Genomic DNA, 14,457 nt, shown 5'->3' on the forward strand with positions numbered 1-14,457 from the left:
CTATTCCTGCCGCCCGCCCGGTCGCCGCCGCTCCGAAGGCGGTCAGCGCCGCCGAGGCGAAGGCGCAGGCCGCTGCCGAGGCGAAGGCCAAGGCTGCCGCCGACGCCAAGGCGATGAGCGAATCCCGGGCCCGCTTCGCCGCCGAGGCCAAGGCCAAGGCGGCTGCGAAGCCGGTGGCCGAGGCCAAGCCGGTTGCGCCGACCCCGGCGCCCGTCGCTGCGGTCAAGCCGAAGGCGGCGACCCAGGTTGCGAGCCTGCCGGCCGAGCAGAAGCCGGCCGCGCAGTCCAAGCCGGAGCCGAAGCCGGTCGCCGAGCCGCAGACCACCGCCAGCCTGCCGCCGAAGGCGGAAGAGCCGGCCGCCGGCCCGAGCGCCGATTTCCGCTGGCCGGCCCGCGGCCGCGTCATCGCCGGCTATAATGGCAAGGGCGGCAATGAGGGCATCAACATCGCCGTGCCGGAAGGCACGCCGGTGAAGGCAGCCGAGGGCGGCGTCGTCGCCTATGCCGGCAGCGAGCTCAAGGGCTACGGCAATCTCGTGCTGATCCGCCACCCGAACGGCTACGTCTCGGCCTACGCCCATAATGGCGAGCTCAACGTCAAGCGTGGCGACCAGGTCAAGCGCGGCCAGGTTGTCGCCAAATCCGGCCAGTCCGGCAACGTCAACTCTCCGCAGCTGCACTTCGAGCTGCGCAAGGGTTCGACGCCGGTCGATCCCGTTCCCTACCTGAACAACTGAGCCGAATTCACCATTCGACCGGATTCGCGAGACCCTGCCGGTCGACACGAGACGGGGCGGTCCCAGGAAAGGCCGCCCCGTTTTCTATTTGTTTGAAGGCGTCATGGTCGGGCTTGGCCAGACCATCTTGGAGGCCTGAAGCCGCCCGCGCTGAGATTCCCGGGTCTGCGCGGAGTTTATCACTGGGCCGATCGCAGGTCGGACCCGAGCGCTTCGCCCGAGAATGATGCGCTCTCAGCCCTCCAGCTTCTTCTCCAGCCTGCCGGCGAGGTCCTGGATGTACTGCCAGGCGGTGCGGCCCGAGCGCGAGCCGCGCGTCGTCGCCCATTCCAGCGCCTCGCTGCGCAACTGCTCGGGCTCGATCGCCAGGCCGAAATGGCTGACATAGCCGTCGATCATGGCGAGGTACTCGTCCTGGCTGCACTTGTGGAAGCCGAGCCAGAGCCCGAATCGGTCGGACAGCGAGACCTTCTCCTCGACGGCCTCTCCGGGATTGATCGAGGTCGAGCGCTCGTTCTCGACCATCTCGCGCGCCAGCAGGTGCCTGCGGTTCGAGGTCGCATAGAACACGACATTGGCCGGCCGGCCTTCGACGCCGCCGTCGAGCGCCGCCTTCAGCGACTTGTAGGAGGTGTCCTGCCCGTCGAAGGAAAGATCGTCGCAGAAGACGATGGCCGGGTGCGGGTCCGCCTTGAGCAGCCCCATCAGCACCGGCAGGCTCTCGATGTCCTCGCGATGGATCTCGATCAGCTTGAGGGGCAGGGCTCCGGCAGGCAGGCGCTGGTTGGTGTCGGCGTGCACTGCCTTGACCAGCGAGGACTTGCCCATGCCGCGGGCACCCCAGAGCAGGACGTTGTTGGCGGGCAGGCCGCGGGCGAAGCGCTCGGTGTTCTCGGCCAGCGTGTCGCGCACCCGGTCGACGCCGCGCAGCAGCGAGAGTGCGACACGGTTGACCTTCGGCACCGGGGAGAGAGCATGGCCCGCCGCCTGCCAGACGAAGGCGTCGGCGGCAGTGAGGTCGGGCGCGCGCTTTGCCGGCGGGGCGAGGCGCTCCAGCGCGGCGGCGATCCGCAGCAGGGTGTCGAGGGTCTGGTCGGCGGCGATGTCGGTCATCGGAAAGGGCTTCCGCTGGGCTGGATTGTACCGAACGGTACGGTACGCTCCATAGACCGCAGCGCAAGGCTGAAATCAAGACCATTGCGCGAAGGGCAGGGACCTCATAGGTGAGGGCGGCGAAGGGGGAAAACCGCCTCCTCGCATTGATTTCAGCTCGCCGCTGACTATAGTCCGCCCGTTTTTGCAACCCCCGCGCCGGCCGGCCGAGCACTCGGCCCGGCGACGTGAAGGAGCCTTCCCGTGATCACCCCCGCTTTCGCCCAGGGCCTTGGAGGCGGCGGCACCAACGACATCCTGATGTCGCTGGTCCCGTTCGTCCTGATTTTCATCATCATGTGGTTCCTGATCATCAGGCCGCAGCAGAAGCGGGTGAAGACCCATCAGGAGATGATCAAGAACGTCCGTCGCGGCGACACGGTCATCACCTCCGGCGGCATCATCGCCAAGGTCTCCAAAGTGGTCGACGACACCGAGATCGAGGCCGAGATCGCCGACGGCGTGCGCGTGCGCATTCTCAAGGGCATGGTCCAGGACGTTCGCTCCAAGGGCGAGCCGGTCAAGAGCTGAAGGCGCGCTAGGCGCGGCCGGACAGGGCATCTGAAGCGGGAGCCGGTCTTCTGATCGGCTTCCCTTCGACGCCCCCGGACCGTGCCGACGCAGAAAAGGCTTCCCAAGCAGATGCTTCGTTTCCAGGCCCGCAAGGTCATCGTCGTCCTCCTCGTCCTGCTCTTCGGCTGCGGGCTCGCATTGCCGAATCTGTTCTCGCCCGAAACGCGCAAGGCGATCGAGCAGGGCGCTCCGTCCTGGATTCCGAAGTTCCTGCTGCCGATCCATGCGGTCACGCTCGGGCTCGACCTGCAGGGCGGCTCGCACGTCCTGCTCGAGATCGACCGGGCCGACCTGATCCGCAGCCAGGTCATGCAGCTGCGCGACGACGTCCGCCGCATCCTGCGCGAGGAGCGCGTCTCCTTCCAGGGTGGCATCGGCCTGACGCCGCGCGGCGTGCAGCTGCGCGTGCCGGACGCCGCCGACCGGGCCAAGCTGCTGCCGAAATTCCGCGAGCTGGCGCAGCCGGTCGGGACGCTCGGCGCCTTCGGCCCGTCGGGCAACCAGACCATCGAGGTCAGCGAGACACCCGATGGCCTGATCCAGCTCAACGTCACCGAGGCCGGCTCGAACGAGCGCATCCGCCGCGCCGTCGAACAGGCCATGGAAGTGCTGCGCCGGCGCGTCGACGCGCTGGGCACGACCGAGCCGAACATCCAGCGCCAGGGCCTCGACCGAATCCTGGTGCAGGTCCCCGGCCTGCAGGATCCGCAGCGCCTGAAGGATATTCTCGGCCAGACCGCCAAGCTGCAGTTCCGCATGGTCGCGGATTCGCCCGGCGGCGATGTCGACATGCTGCCCTCGCAGGATGCCGGCGGCCAGCCGATCCCGGTGCAGCGGCAGGTGATCGTCGAGGGTGAGGACCTGATCGACGCGCAGCCGGCCTTCGACCAGCGCACCAGCCAGCCGATCGTCAATTTCCGCTTCAACATCCGCGGTGCCCAGCGCTTCGGCCAGGCGACGACCGAGAATCTCGGCCGCGCGCTCGCCATCGTGCTCGACAACAAGGTGATCTCGGCGCCGGTCATCCAGTCGCCGATCACCGGCGGCTCCGGCCAGATCTCGGGCAATTTCACGGTCGAGGCGGTCAACAACCTCGCCATCCTGCTGCGCGCCGGCGCGCTGCCGGCCAAGATGACGATCGTCGAGGAGCGCACTGTCGGCCCCGGCCTCGGCCAGGATTCGATCCAGGCGGGCAAGATGGCGACGCTGATCGCGACCGTGCTCGTCATCCTCTACATGATCGGCAACTACGGCATCTTCGGCGTCATCGCGAGCGTCGCGCTGCTCGTCCATGTCTGCCTGATCTTCGGCCTGATGTCGTTGCTCGGGGCGACCATGACCCTGCCTGGCATCGCCGGAATCGTGCTGACGATCGGCACGGCGGTCGACTCGAACGTGCTGATCTACGAGCGCATGCGCGAGGAATCGCATCTCGGCCGGTCGCTGGTCTCGGCGCTCGAGGCGGGCTTCACGCGCGCCTTCGCGACCATCATCGACTCGAACGTGACCATGCTGATCGCGGCGGTGGCGCTGTTCTCGCTCGGCTCCGGCCCGGTGCGCGGCTTCGCGGTCGTCTTCATCCTCGGCATTCTCACCACCGTCATCACCGCGGTGACGCTGACGCGGATGCTGATCGCGCTGTGGTATCGCCTGGCGCGGCCCAAGACCCTGCCGTTCTGACGCTGCTGGTTCAGGAGATTTAAAAGCATGCGTCTGCTTCGCATCGTTCCGGACAATACCCGCTTCAAGATCGTCCGCTTCCGGCGGTTCTCGTACCCGTTCTCGGCGCTGTACTCGATCCTGACCCTGGTGCTCTTCGTCACCGTCGGGCTCAATTTCGGCATCGACTTCCGCGGCGGCACCCTGATGGAGATGCAGGCCAAGAGCGGCAAGCCCGACATCGCCCATGTTCGCCAGACCGCGAACGCCTTCGGCTTCGGCGAGGTCGAGGTCCAGGAGTTCGGCAGTGCCGGCGATCTCTCGATGCGCTTTGCCCTGCAGCCCGGCGGCGAGGTCGCGCAGCAGGCAGTGGTCACCAAGGCGCGCGCCGCCTTCGCGCAGGAATACGATTTCCGCCGCGTCGAGACCGTCGGCCCGCGCGTCTCGGGCGAGCTCGTCCAGGCCGGCACGATCGGCGTCGTGCTCGCGATCATCGGCGTGCTGATCTATCTCTGGTTCCGCTTCGAGATGCAGCTCGCGATCGGCGCCATCGTCGGCACGATGCACGACATCGTCCTGACGCTCGGCTTCTTCCTGATTACCCAACTCGAGTTCAACCTGACCTCGATCGCGGCGATCCTGACCATCGTCGGCTACTCGCTGAACGAGACGGTCGTGGTGTTCGACCGCACCCGCGAACTGCTGCGCCGCTACAAGACGATGCCGGTCGAGGAACTGCTCGACCTCTCGGTGAACTCGACGCTGTCGCGCACCGCGATCACCTCGACCACCACGGTGCTGGCGCTGATCGCCCTCGTGCTCTTCGGCGGCACGGCGATCGAGGGTTTTGCGCTCGTCATGCTGTTCGGCGTGATCGTCTGTACCTATTCGGCGATGTTCATCTCGACGCCGGTGCTGCTCTATCTCGACGTCCGCGCCGGCCGGCTCGACCAGGGCGAGGACGCCGCCGAGGCCAAGGCCCGCGTCTGAGCGGGCTTGTCGCCGGGGCTGAACAATGGATCGTCGCTTCGACGGCTTCGTACCCGGCAGGCACCTGATCGACGCCTTTGGCGACGGCGGCTTCCGCTTCGCCGAGATGAGCCATCGCGGCTCGATCCTGGCGACGCCCGGCGGGGTTAGGATCTGGCCGGTGACCCGCTTCGCCGAACTGACGCTGGAGAGCCTCAAGCCCGTCTTCGACGAGGCGGAGGCGATCGACTTCTTGATCCTCGGCATCGGCCATGAGATCGCCTTCTTGCCGCCGAGCCTGCGCGATCCGCTGCGCGAGGTCGGGATCACCGTCGAGGCGATGGCGACGCCGGCGGCGGCGCGGACCTACAACGTTCTGGTCGGCGAGGAGCGGCGGGTCGCTGCGGCCCTGATCGCGGTGGAGTGATCAGGTCATGCTCGGGCTTGATCCGAGTGGCTCAGGTCGGATGAGCTGTGGTCCGTGCCTTTTCGTCCTGAGATTCTCGGGTCTGCGCTGCGCTTTCCCCGAGAATGACGGGTATCGATCAAATCCCATCGGCCATGCCCGGTCCGCGTAGCCAATCGGGAATGGCGAGCCTAGACTGACGGCGACTTCTGATCGCGTCACAGCGATCGCGGGAGGGTGCATGACAACCGAAACCGAGCATCGCGCCGGCACCGCACCGGCCCCGCTGTCGCAGGCCTATGCGCATTGCGCCGCGTTGCTGCGGGAGGCCGATCCCGACCGCTACGTCGCCTCGCTCTATGCGCCGGAGGCACTGCGGCCGGGCCTGTATGCGCTCTATGCCTTCAGTCACGAGATCGCGCGCGTCCGCGAGCAGGTCAGCGAGCCATTGCCGGGCGAGGTGCGCCTGCAATGGTGGCGCGACGTTCTCGAAAGCGGCGAGGCCGGCGGCAGCTCGGCGCACCCGGTGGCGCAGGCGCTGCTGGACACGGTACGCCGCTTCCGCTTGCCGGTCGCGCCGTTGTCCGGACTGATCGAGGCGCGCGTCTTCGACCTCTATGACGATCCGATGCCCTCGCTCTCGGATCTCGAGGGCTATGCCGGCGAGACCTCGAGTGCGCTGATCCGGCTTGCCTGTCTCGTGCTGGCGCAGGGGCGCGATCCGGGCGGGGCGACCGCCGCCGGCCATGCCGGCGTCGCCTATGCGCTGACCGGGCTGATGCGGGCCTTCCCCTGGCATGCGGCGCGAGGGCAGGTCTATCTGCCTGCCGACATTCTCGCCCGCAACGGCGTCACCCGCGAGGACATCGTGCGCGGCCGCGGCGGCCCCGGCGTCGATTACTCGCTGAAGGAATTGCGGGCGCTGGCGCGGATCCACCTGCGCAAGATGAACGATCTGCGCGCCACGGTGCCGGCCGCGATCATGCCGGCCTTCCTTCCGGTGGCGTTGGTCGAGCCCTATCTGAAGGCGATGGAGCGGCGCGGCTACGATCCCTACCGGACCATCGTGACGCTCTCGCCGCTGCGCCGGCAATGGGCGCTCTGGCGCGCGTCTCGCGCGCGCTGAGGCGAAACTCTAAACTCTAGAAGGCGGTATTCGCAGGAGGCAGTCACCGGCGCGCCTGCGACGCGCCGGTGTGTGTCGGGTACGCGGTTACTCGTGCACGGAGCGATTCTGGATGACCAGGATCGCGAAGATCGCCAGCGCGCAGCAGGCCATCAGATAGGCGGCGACATAGGTCGGCCGGCCATCGGCGGCGCCGACCAGAGCCTGTGCGATCAGCGGCGTCGGCCCGGCGACCAGCACGCCATTGAGCTCGCGCGACATGGCGAGGCCCGAGAAGCGATAGCGCGTCGGGAACAGGTTGGTGAGGAACGCCCCCTGCGCGCCGGCCATGGCGCCGAAGCCGATGCCGTAGCCGAGGCTGATGCCGAGCGTCGACCAGAACAGGCTGCCGGTGTCGAACATCCAGAACAGCGGATAGGCGAGGAGCAGCACGAACAGCGCGCCGCCCATATAGACCTTCGCGCTGCCGATCCTGTCGGCCAGCATGCCCATGAAGGGCACGCCGGCAATGCCGAAGAGCGAGCCGATGGTGACGGCGATCAAGCCGTCGGTGCGGGCCATGCCGACCGTGTTGGTCATGTAGCTCAGCGAGAAGGCGCTGAGGATGTAGGCATTGGCGTTGTGGCCGGTCACCGAGAGGAAGCCGAACAGCACCTCCTTCGGGCTCTTGCGGAAGAGCTCGCCGAGTGGGACCTGCTGCTCGTGCTTCTTGGCCTCGGCGCGGGCCATGGCCTCGACATATTCCGGGGTCTCGTCGAGATGCTTGCGGATGTAGATCGCGACCAGGAAGAGCACGCCGGAGAGCAGGAACGGCACGCGCCAGGCCCAGCCGAGCAGCACCTCTTCGGGCAGATAGGAGATCACCAGGAAGGAGAGCGTCGCCAGCATGATGCCGACCAGCGTCGCGGCGTTGGGCAGGCCGGTGTAGAAGGCGCGCCGGTTCGCCGGGGCGTATTCGGCGACGAGGACGATCGCGCCCGCGAGCTCGGCGCCGGCGCCGAAGCCCTGAACCAGGCGCAACAGCACGAGCAGGATCGGCGCTGCGATGCCGATGCTCTGATAGGTCGGCAGCAGACCCATCGCGACGGTGGCGAGGCCCATCAGCAGGATGGTCAGGATCAGCGCCGGCTTGCGGCCGAACTTGTCGCCGATATGCGAGATCACGATGCCGCCGATCGGCCGGGCGAAATAGCCGACCGCGAAGGTCGCGAAGGCGGCGAGCAGGCCGGTGGCCGGCGACAGGTTGGGGAAGAACAGCTTGTTGATGATCAGCCCGGAGGCAGCGCCGTAAAGCGCGTAGTCATACCATTCGATGACCGTGCCGACCGTCGCGGCGGTCACGGCCTTGCGGATGTTCGCGGCACTGGCCTGCGGCCGCGCGCTATGCGTATCAGTCATAATTTAGAGCGTCTCCAGTCCTTTGACTTGCACTTGATGCAGGACTGTTAGAGGCCCGGAGTGCGCGCGGCCACGGCCTCAGGACCTGCCTGCCATGCATCGGGCGAGCGCGTCGGAGGCGCTCGCGACGCCGACGGCGCATGCGCCGGCGGAGCCTCGGATAGGCTCTCGGAAACGATTATATATCAAAGGCTTGCGAGCGCCGCTTGCGGGCGAGATTCAGCTTACGGAAGGGCATCGGCGGCGCCGCCACGCAGCGCGGCGCCGTTCACATTCGTGTGGATTCCGCCGCTGCTACTCTGCTGCCTGGGCTTGCGTGCCGGAAATCCAGCCGTCGAGTTCGACTTTCGCCCGTGCGGTCAGCGCCTGCTTGCGGGCGACGCTCTTGGCCGGGCCCTTCAGGCGCTTGCCGTCCGGCCCATGCGTGGCCTGGCCCTCGATATGGGGGAACAGGCCGAAATTGATGTTCATCGGCTGGAAGGAGCGCGGCCCCTCGTCGATGGTGACGATGTGGCCGCCGGTGATGTGGTTGACCAGCGCCCCCAGAGCCGTCGTCGCCGGCGGCAGTTCGAGCTCCCGGCCGAGACGCTCGGCGGCGGCGAGGCGGCCGGTCAGGAGACCGATCGCGGCGCTCTCGACATAGCCTTCGCAGCCGGTGATCTGCCCGGCGAAGCGCAGGCGCGGATCGGACTTCAGGCGCAAGGTCGGGTCGAGCAGCTTCGGCGAGTTCAGATAGGTGTTGCGGTGGATGCCGCCGAGCCGCGCGAACTCGGCGTTCTGCAGGCCGGGGATCATCCGGAAGATCGCGGCCTGCTCGCCATATTTCAGCTTGGTCTGGAAGCCGGTCATGTTGAACAGCGTGCCGAGCGCATTGTCCTGGCGGAGCTGGACGACGGCATAGGCCTTGACCGTCGGGTTGTGCTTGTTGGTCAGGCCGACGGGCTTCATCGGCCCCCAGCGCAGCGTCTCGCGGCCGCGCTCGGCCATGACCTCGATCGGCAGGCAGCCGTCGAAATAGGGCGTGCCCTCCCATTCCTTGAACTCGGTCTTTTCCGACGCCAGCAGCGCGTCGATGAAGGCCTCGTACTGGTCGCGGTCGAGCGGGCAGTTGATGTAGTCGGCACCGGTGCCGCCGGGGCCCGGCTTGTCGTAGCGCGACTGGAACCAGGCGGTGTCCATGTCGATCGAATCGAAATGGACGATCGGTGCGATCGCGTCGAAGAAGGCGAGCTCGCTCTCGCCGGTCAGCGACTTGATGCCCTCTGCCAGGGCCGGGGAGGTCAGCGGTCCCGTGGCGATGATGACCTTGTCCCATTCGGCCGGGGGCAGGCCGGCGATCTCGCCGCGGTCGATGGTGACCAGCGGATGCGCCTCGAGCGCTGCGGTCACCGCCTGCGAGAATCCGTCGCGGTCGACCGCGAGCGCGCCGCCGGCCGGGACCTGATGGGCGTCGCCCTTGGCCATGATCAGCGAATCGAGCCGGCGCATCTCCCAATGCAGCTGGCCGACCGCATTGCTCGACGAATCATCGGAGCGGAAGGAGTTGGAGCAGACCAGCTCGGCCAGCCCCTCCGTCTTGTGCGCGTCGGTGCCGCGCACCGGGCGCATCTCATGCAGGATGACGGGAACGCCGGCCTGGGCGATCTGCCAGGCGGCTTCGGAGCCGGCGAGGCCGCCGCCGACGACGTGAACGGGTGCGATACTCATGGCCGCGATGTGTCCGCGCGCGCGCGGAAGGTCAAGGGGCAGGAGGCGTTTCAGGCCCCAAAACGCAAAATGCCCGCTCGAAAGCGGGCATTCGCTCTTCGACCAGACCGAGGGGAGGACACGGTCCGGGAGAAATCAGGCGTCTTGTGTTCAGACCGCGGCGTGCGAGCGCGCGACGAACTGGATCTCGGAGCGCGACAGGCCGAGATCGTCGAGCTCGCGGTCGGTCAGACGGGACAGCTCACGGACGGTCTCGCGGTAGCGAAGATAGGCGCGGATCTTGGCGGCGATCATGGTGACGAACATGGTGGTTCTCCTTGTTATTGCAGGGCTCAACCCCTGACAGCGATGAATTCGTTGTGCACTGCATATAGAGCGGTCAGCCTGCTTATTGCAGGGGCTGTTCCATCAGTTCCGTTATGCTCTGGATGCATGGTGAATTAAGAGACCGTTTGGAAAGTTCCCCAGACCCGCGCAGGGCGCTTAACAATTTGATAGGAACCGTGAGATTCGTGCCTATCTGATGTGCAGAATCGAGAGCTTCAGCTGCGCCTCTCAGATTTCGCCCAAACTGGCGCCAGATTGCCTGTCTCTGCCATGCGATGTTGCGCCGCAATATGGTTAGGGACGTCCCGGCGGTTGAAACGTAGCGTTCACCATGACGGATTTCGCGCATGCGATATGGTCGCGACGACGTCGTCCGGCAATGGCAAGCCGGGGCGAAAGCTGGGCGGGAGGCGAGGGGCGCATGAACGTTTACGGCTATTGCGAGCGCGCCGATCCTTCCTTCTGGGCCGAGCCGCTGAATGCGGTCAGCAACGGTGCCTTCCTGCTTGCGGCGCTGGCCGGCCTCGTGCTGCTCTGGCGTGCCGGGCGCCCTGATCGGCCGGCCGCCATACTGACCGCCTTGGTCCTCGCCATCGCGATCGGCTCCTTCCTGTTCCACACCATGCCGCAGCGCTGGACACTGCTGGCCGATGTTGTGCCGATCCAGCTCTTCGCCTTCTTCTATTTCGGGCTGGCGCTAAGACGCTTCTTCGGAGCGTCGGCGGCGGGCGCGATCCTCGGCACGCTCTTCTTCCTGGCCGCCTCCTCGGCGCTGGCGGCGCTTCTCGGGCTCTGGCTGCCGCCGGTCCTGCGCGGCTCGACCGGCTATGCCGGTTTCGTGCTCGCGCTGCTCGCGATCGCGGCTACGCTGGCTTCGCGTGGGCAGGCTGGTGCCGCGCGCCAGATCGGGCTGGCCGGCCTCGTCTTCGCGCTGTCCCTGACTCTGCGCTCGCTCGATGGCGTGCTCTGCCAGCACGTGCCGCTCGGGCTGCACTGGGCCTGGCACCTGCTCAATGCCGTCGTGCTCTATCTGCTGCTGCATGCTGCGATTGCGCATCGCAGTTCGTCAGGTCGCATCTAGGCGCGCTGCCGGCCGCGCGCTGCTCAGCAAACGACCACCGCGCCGCGCCCGCGCGACGACGGTGCCACGAGCGCCGCGGGCGCAGGCTGCGGCGTCGGGCTCTGGGCGCCGTCGCTCGCCCCGTCTCGGCGTTCCACAAGGCAATTGTACCGCCTCTCGCCACGGGGAGGCTTGACGACGTTGCGATCATTAAATAACAAATTGGTTATATAAGGAATCAGGCATGAAGAGACTTGATGCTGCCTTCGCGGCGCTCGCTGACCCGACTCGACGGGCGATCCTGGCGCGGCTGTCGCTGGGCGAGACCACCGTGATGGAACTGGCGCGGCCGTTCGAGATGACGCAGCCGGCCGTCTCCCGACACCTCAAGGTGCTGGAAGAGGCCGGCCTGATCGTCCGGCGCATCGAGGGCACGAAGCGGCCCTGCAGCCTGGCGCCGACGGCGCTGAACGAGATCGACCAATGGCTCGGCATGCTGCGCCGGGCGCTGGAGGCGAATTACGACCGGCTGGACGCGGTTCTGGCCGAGATGGAGCCTAGCAAGGAGAAGGACCGTAGATGAACAGGCTTACCCTCAAGACCGAAGGCGATACCCATGTCGTCGTCACTCGCCGCTTCAAGGCTTCGCCGGAGGCGGTGTACCGCGCCCATACAGAGCCGGTCCTGATCCAGAAATGGCTGCTCGGGCCGGATGGCTGGACCATGCCGGTCTGCATCAACGAGGCCCGGCCCGGCGGCCGCATCCGCTATGAGTGGAGCGACGGGAAGGGCAACGGCCTCACCCTCACCGGCGAATATGTCAGCCTCGAACCCTTCGGTCGCATCGTTCATGTCGAGCGCTTCCACATGCCCGATGCCACGCCCGACAACCATATCGAGACCCGCTTCGAGGCAGATGGCGCCGGCACCCTGATGACGATGCGCATGACCCTGCCGGACGCGGCGACCCGCACCGCCATGTTGGCGACCGGCATGGAGGACGGCATGGAGGCGAGCTACGCCCGGCTTGACGCGATGCCAGGTTGATTCCACGCGCTTTCGGCGCTGCATTCAGCATTTCGACGGGGCCTTTGCGGCCCTGTCACCTTTTTGGGGATGGCTCGCAGCCCTGCGTTCCGCGCACTGCCCCAAGAACGCCGGCTCGGTTGACCCTTGCAGCAGGCGCCGACAAGCTTCCGCAAAACATGGGGGAAGCGATGTCTGAGTTGGCTGCTACGTTCGATCTGGAATCTCTGAAGACCCGGCTCTATTCCGCCGTCCTATCGGACGTGCTCGACCAGCTCGGCTATCCGAACCAGGCGGTGAAGCCTTTCGTGCGGCCGGTCGACGACAATTCCGTCCTCTGCGGCTTCGCCCGGACCGGGCTCTACATGAAGCGCTATCACCTGCCGGAAGGGCATAATCCCTACGCGCTCGAAATGGACCTGATCGACAGCCTGAAGCCGGGCGAAATTCCGGTCCTGGCCTGCGACGGGCCGACCGACCGGATCGCGCCCTGGGGCGAGTTGCTGACCGCGGCCTCGATGGTGCGCAAGGCGGCGGGCTGCCTGACCGACGGGCTGGTACGCGATGTCCGCCGCATCCGCGAGCTCGGCTTCCCGCTCTTCCATGGCGGCATCGGGCCGCTCGACACCAAGGGTCGCGCTGAGATGATGGCGGCCGACGAGCCGGTCGAGGTCGCCGGCGCCCGTGTCGAGCCCGGCGATTTCATCTTCGGCGATGTCGACGGCGTCGTGATCGTGCCGCAGAAGATCGCCGCCGAGGCGGTCAGGTTGGCGCTCGAGAAGATCGAGGCCGAGGACAGCACGCGCGACGAACTCCTGGCGGGCGCGAGCCTGCGCTCGGTCTTCGAGCGTCACGGCGTTCTCTGAACGCCGCGGGCTGTCCCGCGGCTGCCTTCAGCTGCACTGATCGAGCAGGCGCGAGGCGGCGGTGACGCCGTCGAGCGAGAAGGTGTAGCTGGTGTCGTTGCCGCGGGCGGAGGTCGCCTCCAGCACCATCGAAGAGCCGGCCTTCATTGCCGCCAGCAGGTTGGTCTCGTTTTCCAGCCGGTTGAGCCAGGCGCCCTTTCCGAGCGTCAGCATCTGGAATTCCGCATCGCCGATGGTGATGCGGACGACCGAGTCCTTGGCGAATTCATAGCCGGTCTGGAAGCTGGTCTCGGTGTTGCTTGCCTTGCCGTCGCTGGTCTGAACGAAGAAGAAGACGTCGCCGTGCCGCAGCTGGTCCGGTTTCGCTGTTGTTGGTGTGCTGGTAATATAGCAACGCTGGCTATTGCCGTTCTGGTAGGATGCGGCGTTCCAGTCCTTGAACTGTCCCATGGATTTGGCGGGGCTCGCCTGTGCCGTTCCGGCAGCGGCAAGAAGCAGGAACACCGCTGGCGCCGTCAGTCTCATCATAGCCTCATCTCCTTTTGCCTGCGCAAGGGATGAAACCTCGGTGATTAACGAGGCGTAAAAAAGATCGTCAAAAATGCGTGTAGCGACGATCCGCGTCAGGCGGCCGGTGCCGCAGCGATTCGCGCCAGCGCGGCCTGCCACTGGTCGTCGTCGAGCACGATTGCGAAGCGGCTTTCGAGCGCCTCGCGCAGCGCGGCGTCGTCCGCGATCTGCTCTGGCAGCGAGGCTTCGCCGAGCCGGTGCTCGGTCAGGCGGCGGTCGAGCAGGGTCAGCCGGCCATGCGGCAGGATGCGGGCGGCGCGCAAGGTGAAGGTGAAGGCCGAGGCCGGATGGGTCGCGACATAATGGTTCGCCACGACCTCGTCGATCGCCGGAACCGGCTGCAGGGTGAAGCGGTAGAGCAGGCGCCATTCGCCTGATATCTCGGCGCGCAGCCACCAGTCCTCGCCGCTGCGGTTGAGCCGGTAGGGCTCGTGCGGCGTCTTCTGCGGGGCGCCGTCTGCGAGGCGCAGCGGCCCGGTCAGCGTCATGCCGCCGAAGCCGACATCGGCGATCAGATCCTCGCCCTCGCAGGTGACGCGCAGCAGCTTGTGGGAGCGGGCGACCTGCGCATCCTCGGCCTGGCCCATCAGCACGCGCCCGCCGAGCGGCGTCACCGGGAAGCCGAAGGCCTCGAGCACGGCGTGGAACAGGGTGTTGTGCTCGAAGCAATAGCCGCCGCGCCGCCGGCCGACGAGTTTTTCGAAGACGGTGGGCAGCCCGATCTCCACGCTCCTTCCGGCGAGCGCGTCGAAATTCTCGAACGGGATCGCCTGCGGATGCAGGAAATGCAGCCGCGCCAGCGCGACCCGGGTCGGCGCGACCTCGCCATCATAGCCGATGCGGGCGAGATAGGCGGCAAGGTCGTCCGGGGCGAGCATGGT

General features: G+C 66.9%; 16 protein-coding genes. 10 read left to right on the forward strand and 6 right to left on the reverse strand.

Annotation, left to right across the window (positions count from 1 at the left end; all coding sequences use genetic code 11):
* On the forward strand, positions 1–737 hold a 737-nt coding region (locus RKE40_RS21110), incomplete at its 5' end, for a murein hydrolase activator EnvC family protein (protein ID WP_316020183.1).
* Positions 738–971: 234 nt separating this feature from the next.
* Here the strand turns inward: RKE40_RS21110 and RKE40_RS21115 are convergent.
* Positions 972–1,850: an ATP-binding protein gene (locus RKE40_RS21115; RefSeq protein WP_316020184.1), complete on the reverse strand. Its 879-nt coding sequence runs from the start codon at positions 1,848–1,850 to the stop codon at positions 972–974.
* Between the two features lie 300 nt (positions 1,851–2,150).
* Here RKE40_RS21115 and yajC point away from each other — a divergent pair, with 300 nt between their 5' ends.
* The 5 genes from yajC (at position 2,151) to RKE40_RS21140 (ending at position 6,622) form a co-directional block, all read left to right on the forward strand.
* Positions 2,151–2,420, forward strand: coding sequence for a preprotein translocase subunit YajC (gene yajC / locus RKE40_RS21120; RefSeq protein ID WP_066470227.1), 270 nt, complete (start codon positions 2,151–2,153; stop codon positions 2,418–2,420).
* 111 nt (positions 2,421–2,531) lie between these two features.
* Complete coding sequence (secD, locus tag RKE40_RS21125) at positions 2,532–4,142, forward strand: protein translocase subunit SecD (RefSeq protein WP_066469852.1); 1,611 nt, start codon at positions 2,532–2,534, stop codon at positions 4,140–4,142.
* A 27-nt stretch (positions 4,143–4,169) separates the two neighbouring features.
* Positions 4,170–5,111 carry a protein translocase subunit SecF gene (secF, locus tag RKE40_RS21130; RefSeq protein WP_066469845.1) on the forward strand — a complete coding sequence of 314 codons (942 nt, stop codon included), beginning with the start codon at positions 4,170–4,172 and terminating at the stop codon, positions 5,109–5,111.
* A 25-nt stretch (positions 5,112–5,136) separates the two neighbouring features.
* On the forward strand, positions 5,137–5,517 hold the full coding sequence (locus RKE40_RS21135; RefSeq protein WP_316020185.1) for an Mth938-like domain-containing protein: 381 nt from the start codon (positions 5,137–5,139) through the stop codon (positions 5,515–5,517).
* Between the two features lie 220 nt (positions 5,518–5,737).
* Entirely contained in the window at positions 5,738–6,622 is an 885-nt protein-coding gene (locus RKE40_RS21140; RefSeq protein WP_316020186.1) for a phytoene/squalene synthase family protein, read from the forward strand.
* 87 nt (positions 6,623–6,709) lie between these two features.
* On the opposite strand, the gene RKE40_RS21145 is transcribed toward RKE40_RS21140, so the two are convergent.
* From RKE40_RS21145 to RKE40_RS21155, 3 genes are all read right to left on the reverse strand, one after another.
* Positions 6,710–8,020 (reverse strand): MFS transporter, encoded by a 1,311-nt coding sequence (locus RKE40_RS21145; RefSeq protein WP_316020187.1) that lies wholly within the window; start codon positions 8,018–8,020, stop codon positions 6,710–6,712.
* Positions 8,021–8,314: 294 nt separating this feature from the next.
* Positions 8,315–9,727, reverse strand: a complete 1,413-nt coding sequence (gene trmFO, locus RKE40_RS21150; RefSeq protein ID WP_316020188.1) for a methylenetetrahydrofolate--tRNA-(uracil(54)-C(5))-methyltransferase (FADH(2)-oxidizing) TrmFO — start codon at positions 9,725–9,727, stop codon at positions 8,315–8,317.
* Between the two features lie 150 nt (positions 9,728–9,877).
* The gene (locus tag RKE40_RS21155) at positions 9,878–10,033 is read right to left on the reverse strand and encodes a DUF1127 domain-containing protein (protein ID WP_083533033.1); all 156 of its coding nucleotides are present in this window, start codon (positions 10,031–10,033) and stop codon (positions 9,878–9,880) included.
* Positions 10,034–10,475: 442 nt separating this feature from the next.
* Here RKE40_RS21155 and RKE40_RS21160 point away from each other — a divergent pair, with 442 nt between their 5' ends.
* The 4 genes from RKE40_RS21160 (at position 10,476) to RKE40_RS21175 (ending at position 13,006) form a co-directional block, all read left to right on the forward strand.
* A complete protein-coding gene (locus RKE40_RS21160) occupies positions 10,476–11,135 on the forward strand; it encodes a ceramidase domain-containing protein (protein ID WP_316020189.1) in 660 nt (219 codons plus the stop codon).
* Between the two features lie 223 nt (positions 11,136–11,358).
* Positions 11,359–11,697, forward strand: a complete 339-nt coding sequence (locus tag RKE40_RS21165; RefSeq protein ID WP_316020190.1) for an ArsR/SmtB family transcription factor — start codon at positions 11,359–11,361, stop codon at positions 11,695–11,697.
* Entirely contained in the window at positions 11,694–12,161 is a 468-nt protein-coding gene (locus tag RKE40_RS21170; RefSeq protein WP_316020191.1) for an SRPBCC domain-containing protein, read from the forward strand. Before RKE40_RS21165 ends, RKE40_RS21170 begins: the two co-directional genes overlap by 4 nt.
* A gap of 179 nt (positions 12,162–12,340) precedes the next feature.
* Positions 12,341–13,006 carry an RraA family protein gene (locus RKE40_RS21175; protein ID WP_316020192.1) on the forward strand — a complete coding sequence of 222 codons (666 nt, stop codon included), beginning with the start codon at positions 12,341–12,343 and terminating at the stop codon, positions 13,004–13,006.
* A 27-nt stretch (positions 13,007–13,033) separates the two neighbouring features.
* Here RKE40_RS21175 and RKE40_RS21180 read toward each other — a convergent pair whose 3' ends face one another.
* Together RKE40_RS21180 and RKE40_RS21185 are read right to left on the reverse strand one after the other, a co-directional pair.
* The gene (locus RKE40_RS21180) at positions 13,034–13,675 is read right to left on the reverse strand and encodes an invasion associated locus B family protein (RefSeq protein WP_316020193.1); all 642 of its coding nucleotides are present in this window, start codon (positions 13,673–13,675) and stop codon (positions 13,034–13,036) included.
* Entirely contained in the window at positions 13,630–14,454 is an 825-nt protein-coding gene (locus tag RKE40_RS21185) for an arylamine N-acetyltransferase family protein (protein ID WP_316020194.1), read from the reverse strand. The genes RKE40_RS21180 and RKE40_RS21185 overlap by 46 nt, the downstream gene beginning before the upstream one ends.
* Between the last annotated feature and the right edge of the window lie 3 nt (positions 14,455–14,457).

Source organism: Allobosea rubneri (assembly GCF_032464875.1).
Taxonomy (GTDB): domain Bacteria; phylum Pseudomonadota; class Alphaproteobacteria; order Rhizobiales; family Beijerinckiaceae; genus Allobosea; species Allobosea rubneri.